Source organism: Alteromonas sp. PRIM-21, from assembly GCF_027563165.1.
Lineage (GTDB): Bacteria > Pseudomonadota > Gammaproteobacteria > Enterobacterales > Alteromonadaceae > Alteromonas > Alteromonas macleodii_A.
The window spans coordinates 67961-90055 of the sequence record NZ_JADOEK010000009.1 but is presented as its reverse complement, the minus strand read 5'-3'; the positions used below and the strand labels follow the sequence as shown (position 1 = coordinate 90055).

The following is a 22095-nucleotide window of genomic DNA, read 5'->3' as shown; positions in this document are numbered from 1 at the left end:
TAGACAATAAATGAATAAATGCTTCTGATGCCTAATAAAAATTATATAAGCGTTAAACGATTGGATGTTGGTCTGCGAAAAACGGACGAGCAGTGTTTGGCTAGTTAATGAAAGTAAAGGGGAGCAAGTTTGCCTTATTGCAAACTTGCTTTAAAGAAATGAAGGTAATCAATAAAACTAGCATTAAGCAGGGCGCTTAAGGCTTAATTCTCGTCTTACTATCGCAGCTCCCGCGCTAAGGGCTTCAAGTTTCCCTCTTGCAACATCTCGTGAAAGGGGAGCCATACCACAATTAGTACAAGGGTAGAGCTTATCTGCGTCTACGTACTTCAATGCTTCACGCAAAGTAGCGGCTACTTCTTCTGGGGTTTCTATGGTATCGGTGGCAACATCAATGGCACCTACCATAACCTTCTTTCCTTTTAGCAAGGAAATGAGTTCGATAGGTACATGGGAGTTGTGGCATTCCAACGACACCATATCTATGCTCGACTTCGCTAGCTTAGGGAAGCTTTCTTCATATTGACGCCATTCTGAGCCTAGCGTTTTCTTCCAGTCGGTATTTGCTTTAATGCCGTAACCGTAGCAAATGTGTACCGCAGTTTCACATTTTAGCCCTTCAATAGCGCGCTCTAGCGCGGCAATTCCCCATTCGTTTACTTCATCAAAGAATACGTTAAACGAGGGTTCGTCGAACTGAATAATATCAACGCCAGCAGCCTCTAGTTCTTTCGCTTCTTGGTTTAGAATTTTTGCGAATTCCCACGCGAGCTTTTCGCGGCTTTTATAGTGATCATCATACAAGGTATCAACCATAGTCATTGGACCTGGTAATGCCCACTTAATAGGTTGATCAGTTTGGCTTCGTAAAAACTTGGCATCTTCAACGAAGACCGATTTTGGCCGTTTAACTGCTTGCGTTACAACAGGAACGCTTGCATCGTAACGATTGCGAATACGCACAGTTTTACGGTTCTCAAAATCAACACCGTCAAGGTGCTCAATAAACGTGGTTACAAAGTGTTGTCGGGTTTGCTCACCGTCGCAAACAATATCGATGCCAGATACAGCTTGCTCTTGAAGCGTAACGCGAAGCGCATCTTTTTTACCTTCTTTCAAAGCCTTGTCTTCTAGTTTCCATGGCGACCACAGCGTTTCAGGCTCAGCAAGCCATGAAGGTTTTGGAAGACTGCCAGCAATAGAGGTGGGGAGTAATTTTTTCATGTGATTCGTATTCTTTAAGTCAGTATTTATTGTGAATGCCTGTGGGGCAGGCCGTAGCGCCCCACCAAAACTTAGAGACTCACCTTAGCGAGCCCTTGATTGCAATTGGCTACGAGCAAGTTACCAATAACCAGTATCAGAGGATTTATCTGGCGTAACTTGCTGTAAATTGCTGCAGCTTATGTTGATAAGGTTTAATAAAGTTCTCTTCCACAAACTTGCCTTGCTCGACGGCGAGGTGACTGCGTTCGTCGCGGTCGTACACAATGCGAGTGACCGAGTGATCGCTATTTTTCAAATTCGGCTTATAGCTTAAACCCGCTTGCGCATTAGCGTTATAGATTTCAGGGCGATAGATTTTCTGAAACGTTTCCATAGTCGCGATAGTGCTTATAAGCTCTAAGTTTGTGTAGTCGTTCAGTAAGTCGCCAAAGAAGTAAAACGCAAAAGGCGCGGCACTGTTAGGAGGCATAAAATAACGAACGTTTAAGCCCATCTTTTTGAAGTACTGCTCGGTCAACGAGGACTCGTTAGGTTGATATTCAACGCCTAAGACAGGGTGTTGGTTTTCCGTTCTGCGATAAGTTTTGTTGTCAGAAACACTTAAGCAAATAACAGGGAGTTTTGAAAAATGCGCTTTATAGGCTTCTGAGTTAACGAAATACTGAAACAGTTTACCGTGTAGGTCGCCAAAATCGTTGGGGACGCTGAACGACGATTGGCCACGATTATGATTAGAAAGACGAATGCTAAAATCATAATCGCGAACATAAGACGAGAAGTTGTTACCCACAATACCTTGTGTACGCTTCCCTGTTTTTTTATCGATAATGTTAGTTTGCAAAATCTCAATCGTAGGGAAGGTTTTGCCGTTACCCTCTACATCAATATCTACCGATACTATTTCTAATTCAACGGCATAGCGATCGCCACGCTCATTATCCCAGCTCGCTAACGCGTTGAAGCGATTGTTAATCATACTTAACGCATCGCGTAAGTTCTCTTTCCGGCGCTCACCTCGCGCTAAATTAGCAAAATTAGTGGTGATTCGCGTGTTATCTGAAGGGCGATAATCTTCATTAAACTGAACGCTGTTAATGGTAAAAGAAAAGTCAGTGCTAACGTTGTTGTTCATGAGAGTGCGCTTCTATTCCTAAAATTAAACCGAGTGCTGTAAGTGCTGTAAAAACTATAGTTAATTTATACGTGGTTTTATTTATGAATAAAAATGACTTAATTTCATTTTTATATGAAATTATCTCATGCTTTGTTCGGGCGAGAAGAGTTACTTGGTTTTATCCTTCCACCGCCTAGCACTGATCATAATTAGGTCACAGACCGGATCTTTCAGTTGTGAATATAAGTCTCTATCGTCGGGAATTCGAGAGGCGAGAGTTTGCTTGAAGAACGCGTAACACTTTGCGGTATCGTCATCAATGCTAAGATAATCTCTGAATAGAAGAGCATAATTAAAGTTTTTTGCGCCTACTTTTCGTATATGAATATTCGCTTTAAACGACCATTGGTCTGTGACCCCTTGCAGGTAAATTTTACGCCAGTCCGCAAGGCATGATTCGTTAGGCGGTAAATGATCTTGACTCATGTGAGCGTTAGGCAAGTTTAATTTACTTGTTCGCTGGTTTATCGTGTCGCAAATAGCAGGAGATATTTCACTAACCCCAACTTGAATATCGATACGATCTTTCGCTGGCATGTTAGGAATAGAAGTAGAGCCAATATGGTCAATACAAACGCAAATATCGCCCAGCGCCGTTAATAAACAGCGCTTAGCGATTTCAAACTGCTCAAGCCACACTTTTTTATAGGGGACAATTTCAACTTTATCTCGCTCTTGGTGTTTCATAGTGCAACCTTTCTGCGTGAACTAACAAACTCAGCTCGTTTTTCATTTTGAAACAGGAAGGTAGCAAATTGTAACAACTTAAACCATTTCGCTTGTTTATTAATCAAATTCGCTCTAGTAAGGTACGAAAACCTCAAGGGCGATCTGTGATGTTAGTACACTCAACGAATTTCGCAGATGGAAGGGAATTTGAAAAAGGAATTGTTATGAGTGCTGAAACTTCGTTTACTAAACTTTTAATACGCGGAACGCGTCAACTAGTCTATTGGGCGCTACAGCCTATTTTAATAGCTGCTTCTCTTTACTTGGCACATACTAACGCCTCCCTTGATGCGCATATTTTATTTATCACAGCAGCGTTTTGTATTATTACGCTTTTTGAAATTACTATACCGGCGCGCCCAGAGTGGCGAAAAAGCGCGGGTGAAACTGCCGCACTTTTGGTATTTGTGTTCCTTGCAGGGGCAGCATATGCGTTAATAGAAACACTGTATGAAGCATCACTTTTTAAGTGGATAGCGAGTTTAAGCGAAGCATGGCAATTAGATATTTGGCCTTCGCAATGGCCTAAGATAGCGCAAGTGTTGCTAATTTTTGCAGCATTTGAATTTGTCAATTATTGGTATCACAGGGCGTCTCATCGTTGGGGAGTTTTGTGGCACTTATCTGGTCATAGTGCACACCATGCATTTAAAAAACTAAGCGGCTTAAATGCGGTTGCTAACCATCCGGTTGAAGCTTTTTTTCTTATACTTCCGCGCGCTATTGTTGGAGTTCTATTAGGCGGCGACGCGGTAGGAGCTGGGGTCGTTTCTTTAACTGCAGTTACTGCCATACTCGCACATAGCAACCTGAATTTAAACTCCGCGGTGGTTGGCTGGTTCTTCACAACTAATCGTTACCATATTCATCATCACTCTCAAGTTATCAGTGAAAGCAACACTAACTATGGCTGCGTATGTATTGTATGGGATCGTTTATTTGGCACGTTCAAAGACGCAGATACGAAAGATACTGGCATTGGTGATACTCAGCCGAGTTACAAAGCAATTTTTGCAATGCCGTTCATACGATAGGCGCGTGCATTAAACCTAACGCTTCTTTGAAACTGCGCTTAGTAAAATACGGTATATTTAGCAACCAACAACGTTACATTAAAACACAATGTATTTCGTTGTAGGCTAGCAGTTGAAATCACAAATTTTACTTAAGGCCTTTAAAAGTAAACAAAAGCAGCAAAGAGCGCATTAGGTTCACAAATACTTACATAGTATAAATTAGATGTCTTGACTTACTTAATTTACAACTTAATACTTGAAACCAGTCATCTAACACTAGAAGTTATTAAGTCTAGTTTTTTTATTTTTGTCTGATAGGACCGCAAGGAGGCACCCAGTGAATCTCATCAAACGTATTAATTTTGTTTCGCCCTCGCGCTTTTCATTACTTTTAGCTTCTGGGGTATTTATTAGCTGTATGGCTAATGCAACACCACAAACTAGCGACAAAGAAGAGTTCGTTGAACCCAAAGATATAGAAGTCGTTGAGGTAAAAGGGAAAGTTAATAAGAATAGTGGTTTTTTCCTACGTAAAATTCAGCGAACTGAGCTGGATTTTTACAGACGATTCAACGCATTAGCGGACAACAAAAAGTTCAAAGTAAGATGTAGAAAAGAGTCATCCGTAAACAGCCGAATTAGGAAGACTGTCTGCTACCCCCAGTATGCGCTTGATCGGATGTACAAGGAAACTCAGCAGGCACTTAGGCAAAACCTGCCTAGCCCGACGATGAAAGATATCGAAGACTTAACAGTTAGCGACAGAGAAGAGTCTTTTGCCTATATGGAAACAGTCATTAAGAAAGATCCTGAACTAACTAAGTTATTAATAAATATGCGCAAAGCCCAACTTGAATATGAAGAGTGGAAGTCGCAATAGTTGCGCAATTGTATAGTTTATTTAATTGTATCTGTTGGATTTTGTGCCACAGATACTTTCGCTGTGCCCTGAAAGTTCGGCCAATCCCTCGGACTTTTAATTAGGGTTCAATGATAACTGTGCGCTGACACTCAATAATGGCCGTATATGCGTTCCCTTAACGCTGTGTAGTGACGGCCAAAGCCCCCTCAGTGATTACGCAGCGCATCAATTAACTCGTCTTTACTCATGTTTGAACGCCCGTCAATGCCCACTTCTTTGGCTTTTTGATAGAGTTCATCTTTAGTGCGATCTTCGTATTTATTTGCTTTGCCGCCGTCTTTTGACGGAGTTTGTTTACTATTGGCTTGTGCATTGGCAATGCGCGCTGACTTTTCTTTGCTATAGCCTTCGTCGCGAAGGGCCTCATAGGTATCGTCGTTCTTAATTTGGTTACCGTGGTCCTTAGCCATTTTAAAACTCCTGTTGTGCATGGTGAGAGAAGCTGTGATGTTTATAGTATTTCATACTTGGTATTCGCCTAGATGGTTTAGGTTCGGGTAGCAACTTGGAGATTCAGGCTAAAGAACAATGGGTTTAGTCAGCAATAGTTTTGCTTCTAATACGAGAAAAAATGTCATTCATCGCAAACGCCTAAATGGGTAAGAAGGCGCTGCACCGCAATGTTACCGCTTAACACGTTAAAACTTCTTATGTTGTCTATTTTAGTGCGTTTTGTGCACAGGGAAAGTGCAGTTGTGTCAATGGTTTAGCATTTTTAGGCTATTGCGCGTTGAAAATTAAGCCATTAGTCTAAAGACATTGTAGATGGAAGGCTGAGCGAAATATGAATAAAAATGTACAACAAACCACGATAAATTCTTCACGTCGAAATTGGTTAAAATCAGTGGGGTTAGGGGCTGGTGCCGTGGCACTAACCACGAGTGTCGACAGTATTATGGGCGACCTGCATGCGGCGGGAATGCCCACCGAACATTTTCCGTCGGCTACACCTAACGTGAACGATGGTCTTATTCGCTTATCGTCAAATGAAAACGCCTTTGGACCTTCGAAAAAGGCCGCTAAGGCCATGCAAAGCGAGCTTTTGAACCTAGCGCGTTATACCGACGCTACGGTTGAAGTATTAGCGCAAAAAATTGCTGAGCAAGAAGGCGTATCTGCTGACCAAATTGTTATCACAAACGGTTCTTCACCTATTCTTTTTGGCTATGCCGACTGGATCACGAAAAATGGTAATAAGCTAGTAACGTCTATGGCAACCTATGAAGGTGTGCCGCGAGGTGCTGAGTTTATGGGGGCAGAGGTAACTTACGTTCCACTTGCTGCAGACATGACTTTCGACCTAGATGCCATTGAAGCAGCAGTGACTGAAGACACTACTGCTGTTTATGTATGTAACCCAAATAACCCAACAGGCAGCATGGTAGATGCGGCCAAACTTACCGCTTTTGCGAAACGCGTGTCGAAGAAAGCGCAAGTTTTTATTGATGAAGCTTACATTGAAATGTCTGATGCTTATCCGGCTAACGTACAGTCGAAGCTTATTTCGGAAGGGCATAATGTAGTAATTTGCCGGACATTTTCGAAAATTCACGCCATGGCAGGCCAGCGTTTGGGTTACGCCATTATGCCAGCAGAGCAAGCGAAAACCATGGGCGGAATGTTGCGAATGGGTGGCGTAAACTACTTGGCACTTGTTGCGGGTATGGCCAGCATGGATGACCACGCGAACCTAAACACCATGCGCTCACGGATTAAAACTGAACGTGACAAGTTAGTAAAAGTCGCCAAAGAATTAAAGCAGCCATATGCGCCGAATCCACAAGGGAATTTCATTTACATGGATACGGGTATGCCGCACGACAAGTTTGCGGAAAAAATGAGAGCTCAGGGTATAAAGGTAGTCGGGCGTACCTGGCCAGGTTACGATTCATGGTCGCGAATAAGTGTGGGTACCCCAGCAGAAACAGACGCGTGCGTTAAAGCATTAAAAGCAGTACTTGCTTAGAAAAAACAATAATAACACCTAGCGCAGAAAAAAAGGCTGAACACTATTTGTGTTCAGCCTTTTTCATATTAATTGTGCGAAAATGCACGCTACTTTTCGATAGCAAACGTTAAGCCTGCTTTTTCTTCTAGGCGGCTAATTAACTTATCACCCAAGGCTGCTGCTGGTGTGAAAAAGCCCCCAGTTAGGTATACGTCTTTACACAAGCAAAGCGCCGATTCTGAAATCATCTTGCTGGTAGAGCCATAGCCAGGGTCTTTATCGCCTTTAACCGATACGGCTAGCATATCGCCATTGTTGGCTGTGCCTACAAACATTACATCGTAAAAACCGTTCTCACGTTCTTCCTTGCTTGGGCCTTCCCCAGGCTTAGGGCCATCATCGCTAGCCAGCGACTTATCTTTAGCGACGTGGTTTGCCATGGCTTCACCTTTCTCGCCGGGCCCCGTCATCATCATTTCATCGTACTGAAAGTTCTTACCGTAAGCGTAGCCCGCTAAATAGTTAGAGCGGTGAACGTTCTTAGTATTTATTGCCGCCATAATAAAGGGCGCTACCCACGTACCTAACTGTTCGTCAAAATATGGTTTGTTGCCATCTGGCTGTGGTTGGTTAGTCGAGCCGTCGGTAAGCGAGAGAGGGTTGATAAGCGCTGCCATTACTGACTTGTCTTTGTGCGCTGCAGCCATCGTTGCTTTTAGGCTAGCCGCTGTACCGCCAGAGAACGTGCCCTGCATTTTGCGAACACGACCTTTTACATATTCGATTACTTCGCCGGTTTGTTTCTTCGCATGTTCTTGTAAATAGTGAACACCTAAATCGAAGGGCACAGAATCGAAGCCGCAAGAGAACACAATGTTTGCACCCGTTTCCTTAGCTTTTGCTTCGTACTTGTTGATCATTTGGTGCATCCACGCTGGTTCACCACATAAATCTGTATAGCCTGTACCATTATCAACACATGCAGAAAGTAACTTTTCGCCGTAAATTTGATAAGGCCCTACGGTAGTTAGTACAACGGCTGTGCGCTTTGTCATTGCGTCAAGTGCGTCGGCATCATCACCGTCGGCTACAATACTAGCAACGCTATCGCTAATGCCCAGTTCTTGTTTTACATCATTGAGTTTAGCTTCGTTACGACCTGCCACTGCCCATTTAACATTGCTGTCACTGCCATACTGCGCCTGAAAATATTCAGCCACTAGTTTGCCCGTAAAACCTGTAGCACCGAAGATAACTACATCAAATTCGCGTTCGTTACTCATTGTTTTGTCCTGTTTTATTTCGTGTCGACACGTGTCATCAAAATGCACTTCCCAATATACGCACAAGCGCCCATATCTATCATTTTTTTAGGTAATATTTGTCTATTCACGAAATTAAACAGTGGATCCAAAGCAACTAGCACAATGATTTAACAAAAGTAGCCAGCCGAGCCAGTCCCTCATTCAAGCGCTCTATACTGGTCGCGAAAGAAAGTCTTACATAATGATCTGCATTGTGCTCGCCAAAATCATTGCCTGGTGTCAGCGCCACATGATACTGCGAGAGCAGAGCATCACAGAATTCAACAGCACTTAAGCCTGTATGCTTAATGTTGATGTAAGCGTAAAATGCCCCGTCGGGCTTTGCATCCAAACTAAGCCCCATATTTTGAAGTGCATTAAAAACAAGAGATGCACGCTCTGCCAGCGTATGGCGGTTTTGCTCGCACTGCGCCAATGCTTCAGGGGTAAAGCACGCAAGTGCGGCTTTTTGAGAAAGGGTAGAGGGGCAAATAAACAAATTCTGCGCGAGCTTTTCGACTATTGGGGTCATAGTCTCTGGCACTACGCACCAGCCAAGACGCCAACCTGTCATACCAAAGTATTTTGAAAAGCTGTTTATAACTACCACAGTTTCCTGCAGTTCTACGTTGGCAAGCACAGTTTGCAGTTTGTTGTTATTTGATTTAGACGCGGCAGTATCCACTTGAACATCCAATGAAAGCGCTAGGTCTAAATAAATTTCATCAACAATTAAAAAGCCACCCTTGGCTTTGCAGTATTGTCCAATCTTATACAGCTCGTCTATATCTATCGCCGTGCCTGTAGGGTTGGCAGGTGTGGCGATTAGCACGCCTTTCGTGTTGTGCTTCCAGTTATCGGCAACACTTTCGGCGGTTAGCTGAAAACTATCCTCACTGCGTGTTGGTACTAGCGTTACTTCTGCGCCAAACGCGTTTAAAAATCGTCGATTGCACGGATAAGACGGGTCGCCCAATATCACGTTATCGCCAGGCTCTACTAAAGCGGCGCTTGCCAAAAGTAGCGCGCCTGAAGCACCAGCGGTAACTACGACTCGTGATGGGCTTACCGGAATGCCGTGCTTAGTTTCATAAAAGCTAGCGATTGATTGACGTAGTTCTGGAATACCCAATGCAGAGGTATAAGGAAAATCAGGAATATCCAAGCTTTCTTTCATTTCCGCGAGTACTGCCGCAGGTGCGCCGAAATCAGGCTCGCCTAAATTAAGCCTAATAACATCTTTACCTTGCTCTTCTAGTACGGTGGCTTTTTCGCCATAGGCCATGGCAAGAAACGGAGAAATAGCGGTAGCGCGAGAGGTAAATTTCAAAATTAAACCCTTCATAGTTTGAGCTGGTTAAATCGATAGCGCAATTAGGGCTTACTCTTGGCTGTGATTCAAGTAAATGTTTGAAAAAGGAAAGGGACTGCGTTCGCTATGCGCACAACTTTTGCGCATAATATTTTTAGTTGATTAGCTTGAGGTAGTTATGCGTCAAAAAGTTTCTTGTAATACATCGATAAATTAGCGACCTTCTCGATGAGGCAAAGTCTCTCGATATAAAGCTTTCTGAGGTTTTTGAAGCCGCTTTAATTAGGGCAGTAAACATGAAAGAAAAAGTAGAATGGTTCAAGCAGAATGATGGCGCCCTTAAAGCTCATAATGACAGAGTAATTAAGAATGGAACGTTTTCGGAGTCAATCCGTCAGCTATCGTGATAAGTCAGTTTTCAGTATGTAGATATTCATCATCTAAATTGCGATAGCGATTTGCTTTTTCGGCATAGTCAATGCTATTCGCATTTAAACGGTTAATCGTATTTTTGTGTTCCGGGAAGTCGCATGGTAATGAGCTATTTTCGCCTAATACGTCGAGTTAGGTGTAGTTGCACCTTCTTCTTGGTGGATAACGGTAACTGCCGTAAATCAAATACCGTGAATTGTATTGGTTAGTTTGAGGTGCGCAGTCAAATTAGTTTGTGTTTTTAGTGTCAGTATTTTTTACGGTGCTTTAATGTTATGGCAGTTAATTTTCATTATGTGAATATTAAGTATATGTAATTATTAGTTTATTTTTGTTTGGCGTGCAAATTGCTGAAACAGATTAAGTATAATAAAAAACTCATGTATAAGGGAATATAAAAGTGATAAAAGTCCTGTCAAAAGCCTCCGCGTTTGGAGTTGCCATCGCACTAGGTGCTTCTCCGGTCTCTGCGATTGTTATTACAGAAACTCAAGATGCTCTCAGTTTGGCTAACGCCTTATTAGTTCCAGATTCAAGCATTACCATTAACTCAGCGTCTTTAATTGGAGGTGCATTTGGAAATGAGTTTTGCGACGGCAATGATTGCGAAGTTTTAATCCCTTCCTCCATTGACGTTATAAATGCTGCCTCGACTATTCCTTCACAACCAGCTCTTGGTCAGGCTGGTATTTTTTCCAATGCTTCTGGGACTTACAATTTACCAGCCGCAGGCGGTATTGTATTTAGCACAGGAAATGTCACTGACGCGCAAGATTCTGAAAGCACCCAGAACTTCATAAGCGGGGGCAATGGTAACTCGGCAACAAGTATTCAAAATGAGTTGTTAGAGCCTTTGACCGGTATTTCTGCACATTTTGATCCTGTTCAATTGGATATCAGCTTTACTGTCGATGGTGACCAAGCTTCAACAATAACGTTTTTTGGTGCTTTCGGCTCAGAAGAATTTCCAGACTTTGTTGGCGACACTTTTATAGACGGCTTCGGTTTGTATGTAAACGGTGAAAATGTTGCAGGTGCTCTTACAAGTGATGCTGAGATTGGTGATTCTCTTGCTCCAATCAATATTAATCATCCAGATTTTGTTGAAATGCCAGGTACAGCACTTAACGGTGTGTTAGCACCTAATGGCAACCCACTTCTTCGATTTGATGTACCGGTTTTACCGGGTGACAACACCTTTACTTTACTTTTAGCTGATGCTGGCGATAGCAGCCATGACTCTGTAATGTATTTGGCAAGTTTTGGAGAGTTAGGCGAATCAGAGTTTACTCCAATCCTTCCAGACTTAAGTAATCCAACTAATGATGATGGTGAATTTGTATTCGAACTGCCTGAAGTTGAAGCGGAAGAGACTATATGGTTCGACCCAGATGTCGCATCAGGTTATGTTTATACATCAAATCTAGCGATTGCTTCTGTTACTGCGCCATCTCTAGCAACCGTGCCAGACCCAGACGGTTATATACTTGAGTTTACTTCTGGCAACACCCTGCAACAGTTTACTCTAGATGCAGGCGAAACGTTTGATTTTGGTTTAAATGGCTTTGACGATGTTTTCGATTTCTCAATATTAGGTATCAATTTAGATTTGGCGCTAGATCCAACTAACCCGCAAGCATTTGTAACGGGCGTGTCTTTCGCCGAGTCAGGTGATCTCTCATTTACGCAAGCACCGATAATCACATTTGTTCCCGATGATCCTGTAAATAGTGTTCCAGCACCCAGCTCAGTTTTCATGTGGGGCATTAGCCTATTAGGTCTTTTGATTACGAAAAGAAAACTGAAAAAGTAACATAAGTAAATTTTATAAGCCTAAGTGGAAGCGCTTGGGCTTTTTTAGTTTTGAGGTTTTATGAAGGTTTTTATTCAGTTTGCATGCATTTGTTTTATTTACATGAGCTCGAACGTTTTTGCAGCAGACAGCGAAGGCAAGTTCGCTGCTAAAGGAGCTGGCCGGAAAGCATGTGAAGATTTCGTAGTCAGTTTTCAACAAAAAGATTCTGAATTTTTACTCTACGCTGGATGGCTAGAGGGATACTTATCAGCTTATAACCAGTTCCAAAAGAACAATTACGATATTGCTCCTTGGCAGACAACTGAGTTATTTTTAATTTTGTTACAGAGGCATTGTAGTGAAAATAGCAATGTTAAATTTCTGGATGCTACCAATACGATGATAAGAGCTTTTTATCCTATTCGGTTGGACTCTGAAGGGGCGATCGTGAAAGTTCAAGTGGGCGATGCTACTGCCTATTATTACAAAGAGATTTTGTTGAGAGCAAAAACACGGTTAAAAAAAATGGGGTTTTATCCAAAAGAAATTTCTGGCGATAAATTTACAGACGAAGATATCAAAGCGTTTTCTAACTACCAGCAGAAATTTAATTTAAAGGTTACCGGTTTACCAGACCAAAACACGTTAACTACACTCTTTCTAAAAGCTAACCCCAACAAATCATTCACTGATTAATTTGCAGACGGAAAATTACGTACGATAAGCCGCAACACTAGAGGCTTATCGTATTCGCTTTACTTAGCATGTTTCAACACCTGATAAAGCACATCTTTCAACTCGGCGCGGTCGTGTTTTAACTGGTGTAGCGTTTCATCGCTAGCGGGTGATCCAAGCTCTTCGAGGTTTCTAATTTCATCATCTAAACTGTGATAGCGTTTTGCTTTTTCGGCAAAATCAGTGCTAGTCGCATTTAAACGGTTAATCGTATCTTCGTGCTCTGGAAAGTCGCATAGAATTGAGTGGTTTTCGCCTAACATAATTGTTCTCCCGATTGTCTTTTTTCATAATAGCCAAGTTAGATTATCACCACTTTCTTCGATATATAATGCTCTGAATACTGTAATCAGTTTCAACGAATCATTGATAATATCAGTCAATGCCTAGAGTCGAGCGAGGAGTAGCGTAAAAACGACGAATTACCATGGGCAAAATCTCTTACATAGGGTAGGCTAGAAATTCACAATAATAAGGACTAACTGCATGCTGCAATTGAACATTTTTCACAAAGCCGCGCGACAGGTGAAAGCATCGGCTAAATCAGCTATTGCGTTTACGGTATTGTTTGTCGTGTCTGCCTCTTCAGCTTGGGCAGCGTTACCAAGCATTGGTGAATTCACCAGCGATATGACCAAAAAAGATGGTTTAATTCCTGTTTATTATGACGATGAAAGCGACAAAGTTTACTTGGCTGTGCCTACAAGCAATGCCGAATATTTATTCCAAAGCAGTTTGCCATATGGCGTTGGTTCAAACGATATAGGCCTTGATCGCGGCCAGTTGGGCGATACGCGCTTGGTCAGCTTTGAAAAATTTGGTAACAAGGTTTTATTGAAGCAGCACAATACTAAATATCGTGCAACCCACGGCAGCGACGCCGAAAAACAGAGTATTGATGAAGCTTTCGCAGATTCGGTTATTGCTGGTTTTACGCTGGTAGCTAAAAGCGATAACACTAGCCTTATCGACTATACGCCTTTTCTGCTAAGTGATATTCACGGTATCGGCAACCGTATGGCACGCACCAAGCAAGGTAGCTTCAGCGTAGATAAAATGCGAAGTGGCGTGTACTTACCAAAAACCAAAGGCTTTGAAAAGAATACTGAATTAGAGGCTCTAGTCACTTTTGCTGGTAAAAAGCCGGGCGAATACGTGCAGCAAGTTACGCCCGATCCAGAAAGTGTGACGGTTCACTTGCATCACTCGTTTGTGGCACTACCTGACGATAACTACACACCCAGAGAGTACCACCCATACTCGGGCTACTGGAAATTTAGCTACTTTGACTATTCCACGCCTATTAGTGAACCTACTGAACAGCGTTTTATTACCCGCCACCGTTTACACAAGAAAACCCCTCATGCAGCGAAGAGCGAAGCAGTTGAGCCTATTGTGTACTATCTAGATCCAGGCATTCCCGAGCCAGTAATGACAGCGCTTAAAGAAGGTGCGAGCTGGTGGAATCAAGCCTATGAAGCTGCAGGTTATAAAGACGCGTTTCAGGTGAAAGTACTGCCAGAAGGGGCCGACCCAATGGACGTGCGTTACAACGTCATTAACTGGGTGCACCGCGCAACGCGCGGTTGGTCGTACGGTTCGTCAGTTGTCGACCCACGTACGGGTGAAATTATCAAAGGTCACGTTACTTTAGGTTCTTTGCGTGTAAGACAAGATTATCTAATTGCCCTTGGCCTAACCAGCCCGTTTAAAGAGGGTAATACCGACACCACTGTGCAGCAAGAAATGGCGCTAGACCGTATTAGGCAACTGTCTGCTCACGAAGTAGGGCATACGTTAGGCATAGCACACAATTTTGCAGCAAGTGAAAACAACCGTGCGTCTGTGATGGATTATCCTCACCCCAAAATTAGCATTAAAAACGGCAAAATTAGCTTAGAAGGCGCCTATGACAAAGGTATTGGCGCATGGGATATACACGCCGTAGCGTATGGTTACCAAGACTTTGCCAACGATGTAGAAGAAGCCGAAGCCTTGGCAAAAATTATCGTAAAAGGTCGCAACGAGGGCTTAAGCTTTAAATCAGACCCAGATACCCGCAGCAGTCGCCATGCATCGGCAAACGGCCATATGTGGGAAAACGGAAGCAACCCGCTGGATGCCTTCGATGAAATTTCAAAAGTGCGCGAACAGGCACTAGCCAATTTAGGCTTGGACACCTTAAGCCCGAACAGCAGTTTATCGTCCCTTGAAAATGCTTTAGTACCTATTTACTTGCTACACCGCTATCAGCTAGAAGCTGTAGCAAAACAAGTGGGCGGCTTAGTGTATGAATATGAACGCAAAGGTGACTATACTCAAGCTCAGGGCCAGCAGTTTGTAGCACCCGCGGTGCAGCAACGGGCAATGCAACAGTTACTGACCGCTACTACCGCCGATTACCTAACTATACCTGAGTCGGTACTCGCGCTTATTCCACCGACAGCCTACGGTGACGACATTACTCGCGAGCACTTTAAGGGCAAAATGGGCTTAATGTTAGACCCTGTTTCTGCCGCTGCTTCGGCATCCAACTTTGCTTTTGAGTTGTTATTACACCCAGAACGCTTAAACCGTTTAGAGTGGCAAACAAGAAGTGCTAAAGATAGACGAAAAAAAGTAGGCGTTTCCATGCTAGTGAAGCAAATACTTAGCGTACACTGGTATAAAAACAAGTCGCAAAGCCCGCTAGCCAAGCGCTTACAGTTAGTGGCGTTAAATGCAGTGATGAAAGCAGTAACTAACGATAAGCTAGCGCCAGAAGTAAGAATGGAAGCTGAACTTGCTTTACTTGAATTTAGTGAGTGGCTAGACGATAAGGCTGACGACAATCAGTATGAAATACTGAAAGAGCAGTTTGATACATATTGGGCTAGTAAGACATGGCCAAGTACCTTTGACGTAGAACCGCTGCCGCCTGGTTCGCCGATTTAGAAAAGCTGATAATTAATGTTAGGGACAACGCAATTAGAGCAAAACCATAGCCCGAGTAACAAGCAAGTGCCGCAAAGAACCTTTGCGGCCTTGGTAACTCTCTTACTCGCTGTGCTACTTTTAATAATCGTTCCATTAGTAGAAAGTCTGCATGGCGGAGTGCTGTGGGGCTTAAACTACCATTCCCCTAAGTTCATGTCACAGGTCGGCGACGCGTTAGCCTTCGTTAAGCTTTTAGCGCTTTGCGCAGGTGTATACCTGCTCTTTACGCAGCAGGGTACATTTAGGCGTCTTTTTAAAAGTAAATGGTTAACTGTTGCTTTGAGCAGTGTTTTAGCAATAGTGGCGCTCATTCAGATTGCAATAGGTCTAATTGGTGTACTGATTGATGCAACACTAGGAACTAATCAAGACTACTTTCATAAAGAATTTGAAATAGGGAATAACACTATCTATGTGTTTACCGCAGACCCAGGTGCAATGGGTACGGCCTACCATTATTTCTATTTAAAATGCCCACTTCCTTTAAACCGCTATGAATTAAAGTTTATTGAAAAAACAAATTGGGTATGGGAGCTAGAGATTAAAACTTCTGATAATGGTTTTGACGTATTTAATCAGCGTGGTGAGTTTAAATATCGCGTTAGTTTGGGTGAAGTAGGATGTGGTTAGTTACCTTGTAACTCTGCTTAGTGTGAATGAAATCTTATGTGGTTATTGGTAAGTGATACTATAGCGGTACATTTGATGAAAACAGCAGTTTTTTTACTTCCGGCTTGTGCCAAAAGCTGCCGTTCAAACATTTGCAATTAAACGGCAGAGAGTACGTTAAGCAGCCCCTTATTAAAAGCAGGTGAAATTCCTGCAATTCGCTTTAAGCAGTCTACAAGACTACTAACCCTACAGGCGAAATACTCAGATTAGATCTGAGCTTATACAAATTAAAGCGTTCTTCTCAGTCCAACCCTTTTCCCAAAAATTAGCTTCTTATGTCGTCTGCTGAATCAAAGCTGCAGCATGTTTAATGGCTTTTCGAATCCTATGATAGGTACCGCAGCGGCAGATGTTGTCGCTCATAGCATCATCAATGTCATCATCGTTGGGATTGGGATTAGACTCCAATAGTTTGACGGCGGTTAAAATTTGTCCCGCCTGACAAAAACCACACTGAGCGACATCTTCGTTTATCCATGCTTCTTGTACCGGATGCAGAATATCATCGACCGCAAGCCCTTCAATAGTGGTTAGCGATGCACCCTCAACTTCTTCCATCGGAACAATGCATGGGCGAGCTAGCTCACCGTCTTTGAAGATAGTGCAAGCGCCACACACGCCAACACCGCAACCATATTTTGGGCCAGTAATACCAAGTCGATCACGCAAGAGATACAGGAGCTCATCGTCGTTTTCAGCGTCGATAGAAACCGGGTTATTGTTAACATTAAATGTAATTTGTGGCATGAATTAACCCTCTGGATAGAAGTCACGAAGTGGAAAACGACGTGGTGCGATACCCGTCGCCCTGGCAAATGCGTTGGCTATCGCCGCTGCCGCCGCAGGCACTACCAACTCGCCTGCACCTCCCGGTGTTTCTCCGTTAGGCGGCATAAAGTGCACTTCAATTTTTGGTGGCGTGTTGCGCATTCGAGCAATCTCAAAATCGCCATAACTGCTCTCGCGTATTGCGCCATTGTCGAGGTGTAAACTGGTGCGAATCATATAGGTAATGGCGTCGGTTGCCGCACCGATAACTTGCGCCTCTAGGCCGGTTGGATTCAATACTCGGTTCACATCCAGCGCAACAACAATCTTAGTGACTTTACATTCTTTCTCCGGATTTTTGAACGTTTGTAATTCAACAAGTACTGCGGCTCGAGACTTATACTCTTTATGTAACCCGAGGCCCTGGGCACGTCCTTTTTTCATTCTCCTTCCCCACTTGCCCTCTCGAGAAACTTTCCGCAGAACAGCTTTAGAGCGCTCATCATCAAGCATTTGTAATCTGAACTGGCATTCGTCCTTGTTCATTGCGCGTGCCAATTCGTCAACAACTATCTCGTTTGCGACGGCAGCTGTGCCGGAGTAGATGCCGCGCCAAGAGGAGGTTGGCACAACGAATTTTTTTTCGTTTAGTAGCAGGGAAGTTACACCAAACTTATATTGCACTAGTTGCGTTGAGTGCCAGACTGTCTGGCTGAAAGCAGCAGGAGCTAATTCTCCTCCCAATGCAGTAATACCGTCGCCAAAGCCATGTTCGAGATCCAATTCAGCGGTCGCAGCGCGATGGTCAAACGACAACACTTTTTTACCAATTAAAAAACCTCTATTGTAAGTCGCTTTTACGTTGTGCAAGCTGAGCGGTCGTGCGCGGCCAAACTTTGTGTCGTCCTGTCGGGTAAACATAAGTTTGATGGGGCGGTTTACAATTTGTGAAATACGCGCGCCTTCAACTGCTGCATCAAAAAATAAGCGACGGCCAAATGAGCCGCCGCTCTGAATTACATTCACCTCAACGTCAGTGGGTAAGACTCCAAGTTCACGCGCAATTTTGGCTTGTGCTGCAAGTGGCGTCTTGGCGCCAGTCCATACCCTGATCTTTGAGCCGGTTGCATCGGCAACTGCTGTCATGGTTTCCATAGGGGCATGCGCCAAATAAGGAAAGATGAACTCGCCGCCAACCGAATCGGTAGCCAGAGGAATTTTAGGTAAGGTTGGCAGGTTTATCGCACGTAACTGCTCAATGACCTCGGCGTCAGATAGATGTTCGGCAGCACCCACACTCCATGAAATTTTAAGTGCATCCCGCGCCCGAAAAGCTTCGCCAAAGGAACGCGCAACAACGGCCACGCCAGAGGAATTTGCATCAACATCCAACGGAACTTCTTTGATAGCAAGGACACCGGGCAGGCCTATTGCCTCAGAATCATCAAACGTGATCACGAAACCACCTAAGCTTGGTGGTCTAGCGACCAAAGTGGGCATCGCGTCTGGTATGTCAAGATCCATCGCGAAATCTAGTTTTCCGGTAACAATATCGCGCGCGTCAGCCCGCTTTTGCGGCGTACCGATAATTTTGTATTGAGACGGGTCTTTAGGCTTTGCCAGTCGAGCTGCATCGTTGCGTCCCTCAACACCTGCGGTGAGCTCAGAGTAAGCAATGCGGCTGCCATCGTGACCAATTGCAAAGCCATTTTCTGTGCTAATGTCGTTCACATAAATCCCAAAATGCACTGCGGCTGATAATTTTATCTTATGTAACAGCGCTGCCGCGACCTTGCGCAAAGGATCCCAAAGAGAGGTTACGGCGTGAGAGCCCCCTGTAATTTGACCAGTCGCTCGTCTGATTTCTGCCGGAGATAAAGTCGCATCAATGGAAGACATTTCAACGTCCAGCTCTTCTGCAAGAATCATCATTGCAGCAGTTAATATACCTTGCCCTACTTCCATTCTTGGAAGCTCAAAACGGACACGGTTGTCACTCGTTATCTTAATTAGATAATCGTAGTAGAAAGGGTCACCTGAGATAAGCAACAGATCTGTTAAATCCAGTTCATCTGCAAGTTCCGGTATTCCTAACAACCGGGCGTTGGCATCCTGAGGACGTATAGCTCCGCTAGTTATATGTAACGCAACAGCAAAACTCGAACCCTTAAGCATGTAACCAATAAACTTTCTTCGTCCGGTGTTTTCTAACTCGACAACGTGTTCGTCATCACTACCGGATTGATCATGTTTCTGTGAGGAGGTAATCGCCTCTATTTGTTCTGCATGGTTGCTTTTTGTCATAAATTCTCCGTTTCAGATCAAGATCTTCAATCGTTAACTTCAGCTTAAGAAAATTCGTTTGTTTAACGTAGCTATTTGCAGCCTGCTAAATAAAAGTTAATGAGATGTTAACATTGCGTGCACTTTATTAAACATTAATAATAAATAATGCTAAATAGGGGGGGTCCCTTATTGTAATAGCGACTTTACTCACTGCGAACGCGATTTTCTTGATCAAAAGGGCAGAAGCTCACCACGGCCCGTGCTGGCTAATGGATAACTATCCGACTGGGCATTGCTGGTTGCCATTAACATGCCGGCACTGTTTGAGGACAGAGCATAAGAAACATTAACGCTATAGGCTAGGCATAGTGGCAGCTGTATTTGAGTCTGGTACGTTTTCCTGATAGGTGTTTTGAAGAAAATATGAAATGAGTTGTCGTCAAGATAAGTAAGTGAACTGAACTGTGGTGCTTAAACTCAAAATGAGATTTGTGGAAGTTCTTGCCTCAGCATATTGCATGCTAAAGCTCTCGCATGTTTTGTAACTTATGCATCAAGGTCTGCTTTACGCTCATTGCAGCCATCGAAGTGCCTTTGTGCGATGGGCAGCTTAAGGCACTCTTCTGCCGTTAAATTTAATGTATTGAACGACAGGAATTAATTCAAAGAACAAACCAGCAGCTTGTGTGAGCCGTATCTACATACCCTAATCAACCATGTTGTAATAAAGTTTTACTCCATGCAATTTGCATAAAAAACCTACAACTCCTTATAATTCGTAAACACCTTATACAACTGCGTTCCGCTCAATACCGAAGCTGAAGGGAAGTGCAAAATAGGAATTAAATCGCAAGGTGCTTTTAGCGTTCTGCTGCCATTGTCGGTGTCGAGATCATCAATATTGAGAATTTGCGCCAGCGGTTCGCCTTTTTTCACGGTTTGGCCTGGTTTTGCCATGTACTCCACCATGCCACCCCAGTTAGTAAATAGGGTTTTATAGTCTTTTAAATACACGCCTAAACGCTGCATTGCTTTCGGTTTAATATCGCATTCGTGCAGCACGCCTTTGGCATTTAGGTAGCTAAGAATACTGGTGGCGTCTATGTTACCTTCGTTAAAGTCGATCACTTCTTGGCTACCCATTTCAAGGGTAAAGGCTTCAACGTTAAAGCTTACCTCACGCGCTAAATTACTTTTTATGCTTTCTTGCAGTGTCCACCACGGGCAGAACGTCGCTTCGTCCAGTGCACCTGCAAATACGTTAGGTATAAAAATACAGTGGGGGATGTTAAATAGCTTGGCGCTGTCTTTGGCATATTCGGGAATATAAACGTGACGGGTAGACACCGGGCCGTTGTGAAGGTCTAGTACAAAGTCGGCGTTCACCGCCATTTGTTGTAGTTTTAGGTTTAGCTGCTGCGCCAAGCCTAAACCCCAGGGTTCAGCCAGTTTGTTGTCGATAGCATTGGAAAGGTGCGCACGAAAACGTTGTTTTATGCCTTCAATAGACTCTTCGCGGGTTACCGTTTTGGCGAAATGCTCAACTGCTTCTTTATCGAAAAAATAGCCGCGGTTCCAGTTTGTGCCGTTCACAGGGTCGAACCGGCCTAATGTGTACTCACCGGCTTTAATATTAGTACCAATGGGGTTGCAGTTGGGCACTAGGATAATTTCGCCGCAAATATCCATGTTTTTTAAGCGCTGTATAAGATGGTAAATAACCACGTTACCTTGTACTTCAGCGCCGTGAATAGAACTTTGAATGTACACGGTGGGGCCAGGGCGCGCGCCCTTCATTCGATAAATTGGCACGTTCATGTTACGGCCAGACGCATTTTGCGCAACTACCATGTGTTTTTTTACTACTTGGGTTGTCATTTAAATCAACCTATTTTCTGTCTTGTTCTTTGTTTAAATATGCTGCTTTTAAACACAGCTTTTATCATTAATGTTGCGAAAGTACGTATAGTTAGCAAGCACATAGCTCACAGTCCACACCTTTGGGTAGTTTCCAATTTCGCCATTCATGCGAAAGCGCATCAAAGGTCATTAACGTGTTTTTAGGAATATTATCGAAATCCATTAATACTTGCATCGCTAGCATTGCTTGGTAAGTACCTACAATATTTACTACTGGCGAAAATATACCTGCCTCAACACAGCTTAAATCGGGTGATTCAAATAGCGTTCGCAAGCATGCATAGCAGCGGCTTTCACCGGGTATAGCTACGAAAAGCTGGCCTTCAAAGCGAATGGCTGCGCCCGATACCAGCGGCGTATTTAGTTTAAAACACAATACATTTATTAAATCTCGCGAGTCTGTATTGTCTGTGCAATCTAATACTACGTCGGCACGCTCTATGGTCTGTTTTAACGCTGGTGACAGCTCAGTAGTGTTCGGCGCCGAAAACGGTTCTGCCATTACGGTAATGTCGCAGTCGCTGTTTATTGCAGTAAGCCGCGCTTTTGCAGCTTCTACTTTATTTACTCCTACATCTTGCTCGCTAAACAAGGTTTGCCTTGGCAAGTTAGTTGCCTCAACAGTGTCGTGGTCGATAAGCGTCAGGGAACCTACGCCACTGGCGCAAAGGCTAGTGGCGGCAGCGGTGCCAAGCCCACCAATACCAATAATACAAATATTGGCGTTTAGCAGCGCTTCTTGTCCGTCTAGGTCCACTTTAGGAAGCACAATATGGCGGTTATAGCGCATAGCCTGCTGATGAGTTAGGCTTTTAGACATAGTTTATAGCAACTTAGTTGTTGAATTCATGGCATGCACCCTTATAAAGTGATTACCAA

General features: G+C 43.6%; 19 protein-coding genes. 8 read left to right on the top strand and 11 right to left on the bottom strand.

All coding sequences use genetic code 11. From position 1 onward, the window contains the following. Window positions 1-183: 183 nt before the first annotated feature. The 3 genes from IW644_RS13505 to IW644_RS13495 form a co-directional block, all read right to left on the bottom strand. On the bottom strand, window positions 184-1224 hold the full coding sequence (locus IW644_RS13505) for a methionine synthase (protein WP_269918041.1): 1041 nt from the start codon (window positions 1222-1224) through the stop codon (window positions 184-186). Window positions 1225-1369: 145 nt separating this feature from the next. Continuing rightward, window positions 1370-2359: a DUF1852 domain-containing protein gene (locus IW644_RS13500; protein ID WP_269918040.1), complete on the bottom strand. Its 990-nt coding sequence runs from the start codon at window positions 2357-2359 to the stop codon at window positions 1370-1372. 150 nt (window positions 2360-2509) lie between these two features. After that, window positions 2510-3088, bottom strand: a complete 579-nt coding sequence (locus IW644_RS13495; protein WP_269918039.1) for a GrpB family protein — start codon at window positions 3086-3088, stop codon at window positions 2510-2512. 206 nt (window positions 3089-3294) lie between these two features. Here IW644_RS13495 and IW644_RS13490 point away from each other — a divergent pair, with 206 nt between their 5' ends. Together IW644_RS13490 and IW644_RS13485 are read left to right on the top strand one after the other, a co-directional pair. Continuing rightward, the gene (locus IW644_RS13490) at window positions 3295-4164 is read left to right on the top strand and encodes a sterol desaturase family protein (RefSeq protein WP_269918038.1); all 870 of its coding nucleotides are present in this window, start codon (window positions 3295-3297) and stop codon (window positions 4162-4164) included. Window positions 4165-4483: 319 nt separating this feature from the next. After that, entirely contained in the window at window positions 4484-5026 is a 543-nt protein-coding gene (locus IW644_RS13485; protein ID WP_269918037.1) for a hypothetical protein, read from the top strand. Between the two features lie 188 nt (window positions 5027-5214). On the opposite strand, the gene IW644_RS13480 is transcribed toward IW644_RS13485, so the two are convergent. Then, window positions 5215-5478 carry a DUF7218 family protein gene (locus IW644_RS13480; RefSeq protein ID WP_269918036.1) on the bottom strand — a complete coding sequence of 88 codons (264 nt, stop codon included), beginning with the start codon at window positions 5476-5478 and terminating at the stop codon, window positions 5215-5217. A gap of 374 nt (window positions 5479-5852) precedes the next feature. Between IW644_RS13480 and IW644_RS13475 the strand changes: the two genes are divergently transcribed. Continuing rightward, window positions 5853-7034 carry a pyridoxal phosphate-dependent aminotransferase gene (locus tag IW644_RS13475; RefSeq protein WP_269918035.1) on the top strand — a complete coding sequence of 394 codons (1182 nt, stop codon included), beginning with the start codon at window positions 5853-5855 and terminating at the stop codon, window positions 7032-7034. Between the two features lie 89 nt (window positions 7035-7123). Here the strand turns inward: IW644_RS13475 and IW644_RS13470 are convergent, their stop codons facing one another. Both IW644_RS13470 and IW644_RS13465 read right to left on the bottom strand, forming a co-directional pair. Further along, a complete protein-coding gene (locus tag IW644_RS13470) occupies window positions 7124-8299 on the bottom strand; it encodes a saccharopine dehydrogenase family protein (RefSeq protein WP_269918034.1) in 1176 nt (391 codons plus the stop codon). 136 nt (window positions 8300-8435) lie between these two features. Beyond that, entirely contained in the window at window positions 8436-9650 is a 1215-nt protein-coding gene (locus tag IW644_RS13465) for an aminotransferase class I/II-fold pyridoxal phosphate-dependent enzyme (RefSeq protein WP_269918033.1), read from the bottom strand. A 194-nt stretch (window positions 9651-9844) separates the two neighbouring features. Between IW644_RS13465 and IW644_RS20015 the strand changes: the two genes are divergently transcribed. The 3 genes from IW644_RS20015 (at window position 9845) to IW644_RS13455 (ending at window position 12555) form a co-directional block, all read left to right on the top strand. After that, window positions 9845-10039: a type II toxin-antitoxin system CcdA family antitoxin gene (locus IW644_RS20015; protein WP_442864445.1), complete on the top strand. Its 195-nt coding sequence runs from the start codon at window positions 9845-9847 to the stop codon at window positions 10037-10039. Window positions 10040-10464: 425 nt separating this feature from the next. Next, entirely contained in the window at window positions 10465-11877 is a 1413-nt protein-coding gene (locus IW644_RS13460; protein WP_269918032.1) for a choice-of-anchor L domain-containing protein, read from the top strand. A gap of 60 nt (window positions 11878-11937) precedes the next feature. Further along, window positions 11938-12555 carry a peptidoglycan-binding domain-containing protein gene (locus tag IW644_RS13455; RefSeq protein WP_269918031.1) on the top strand — a complete coding sequence of 206 codons (618 nt, stop codon included), beginning with the start codon at window positions 11938-11940 and terminating at the stop codon, window positions 12553-12555. Window positions 12556-12614: 59 nt separating this feature from the next. On the opposite strand, the gene IW644_RS13450 is transcribed toward IW644_RS13455, so the two are convergent. Next, complete coding sequence (locus IW644_RS13450) at window positions 12615-12857, bottom strand: YdcH family protein (protein WP_269918030.1); 243 nt, start codon at window positions 12855-12857, stop codon at window positions 12615-12617. A 223-nt stretch (window positions 12858-13080) separates the two neighbouring features. Between IW644_RS13450 and IW644_RS13445 the strand changes: the two genes are divergently transcribed. Together IW644_RS13445 and IW644_RS13440 are read left to right on the top strand one after the other, a co-directional pair. Next, window positions 13081-15528, top strand: coding sequence for a zinc-dependent metalloprotease (locus tag IW644_RS13445; RefSeq protein WP_269918029.1), 2448 nt, complete (start codon window positions 13081-13083; stop codon window positions 15526-15528). A 15-nt stretch (window positions 15529-15543) separates the two neighbouring features. Then, a complete protein-coding gene (locus IW644_RS13440) occupies window positions 15544-16200 on the top strand; it encodes a hypothetical protein (protein WP_269918028.1) in 657 nt (218 codons plus the stop codon). Window positions 16201-16515: 315 nt separating this feature from the next. On the opposite strand, the gene IW644_RS13435 is transcribed toward IW644_RS13440, so the two are convergent. The 4 genes from IW644_RS13435 to IW644_RS13420 all read right to left on the bottom strand — a co-directional run bounded on the left by IW644_RS13435 (window position 16516) and on the right by IW644_RS13420 (window position 22036). Beyond that, on the bottom strand, window positions 16516-16989 hold the full coding sequence (locus tag IW644_RS13435) for a (2Fe-2S)-binding protein (protein WP_014950646.1): 474 nt from the start codon (window positions 16987-16989) through the stop codon (window positions 16516-16518). A 3-nt stretch (window positions 16990-16992) separates the two neighbouring features. Beyond that, window positions 16993-19314, bottom strand: coding sequence for a molybdopterin cofactor-binding domain-containing protein (locus tag IW644_RS13430; protein ID WP_269918027.1), 2322 nt, complete (start codon window positions 19312-19314; stop codon window positions 16993-16995). A gap of 741 nt (window positions 19315-20055) precedes the next feature. Next, window positions 20056-21174 (bottom strand): succinylglutamate desuccinylase/aspartoacylase domain-containing protein, encoded by a 1119-nt coding sequence (locus tag IW644_RS13425; protein ID WP_269918026.1) that lies wholly within the window; start codon window positions 21172-21174, stop codon window positions 20056-20058. Between the two features lie 91 nt (window positions 21175-21265). Continuing rightward, window positions 21266-22036 carry a HesA/MoeB/ThiF family protein gene (locus IW644_RS13420; protein ID WP_269918025.1) on the bottom strand — a complete coding sequence of 257 codons (771 nt, stop codon included), beginning with the start codon at window positions 22034-22036 and terminating at the stop codon, window positions 21266-21268. Window positions 22037-22095: the final 59 nt, after the last annotated feature.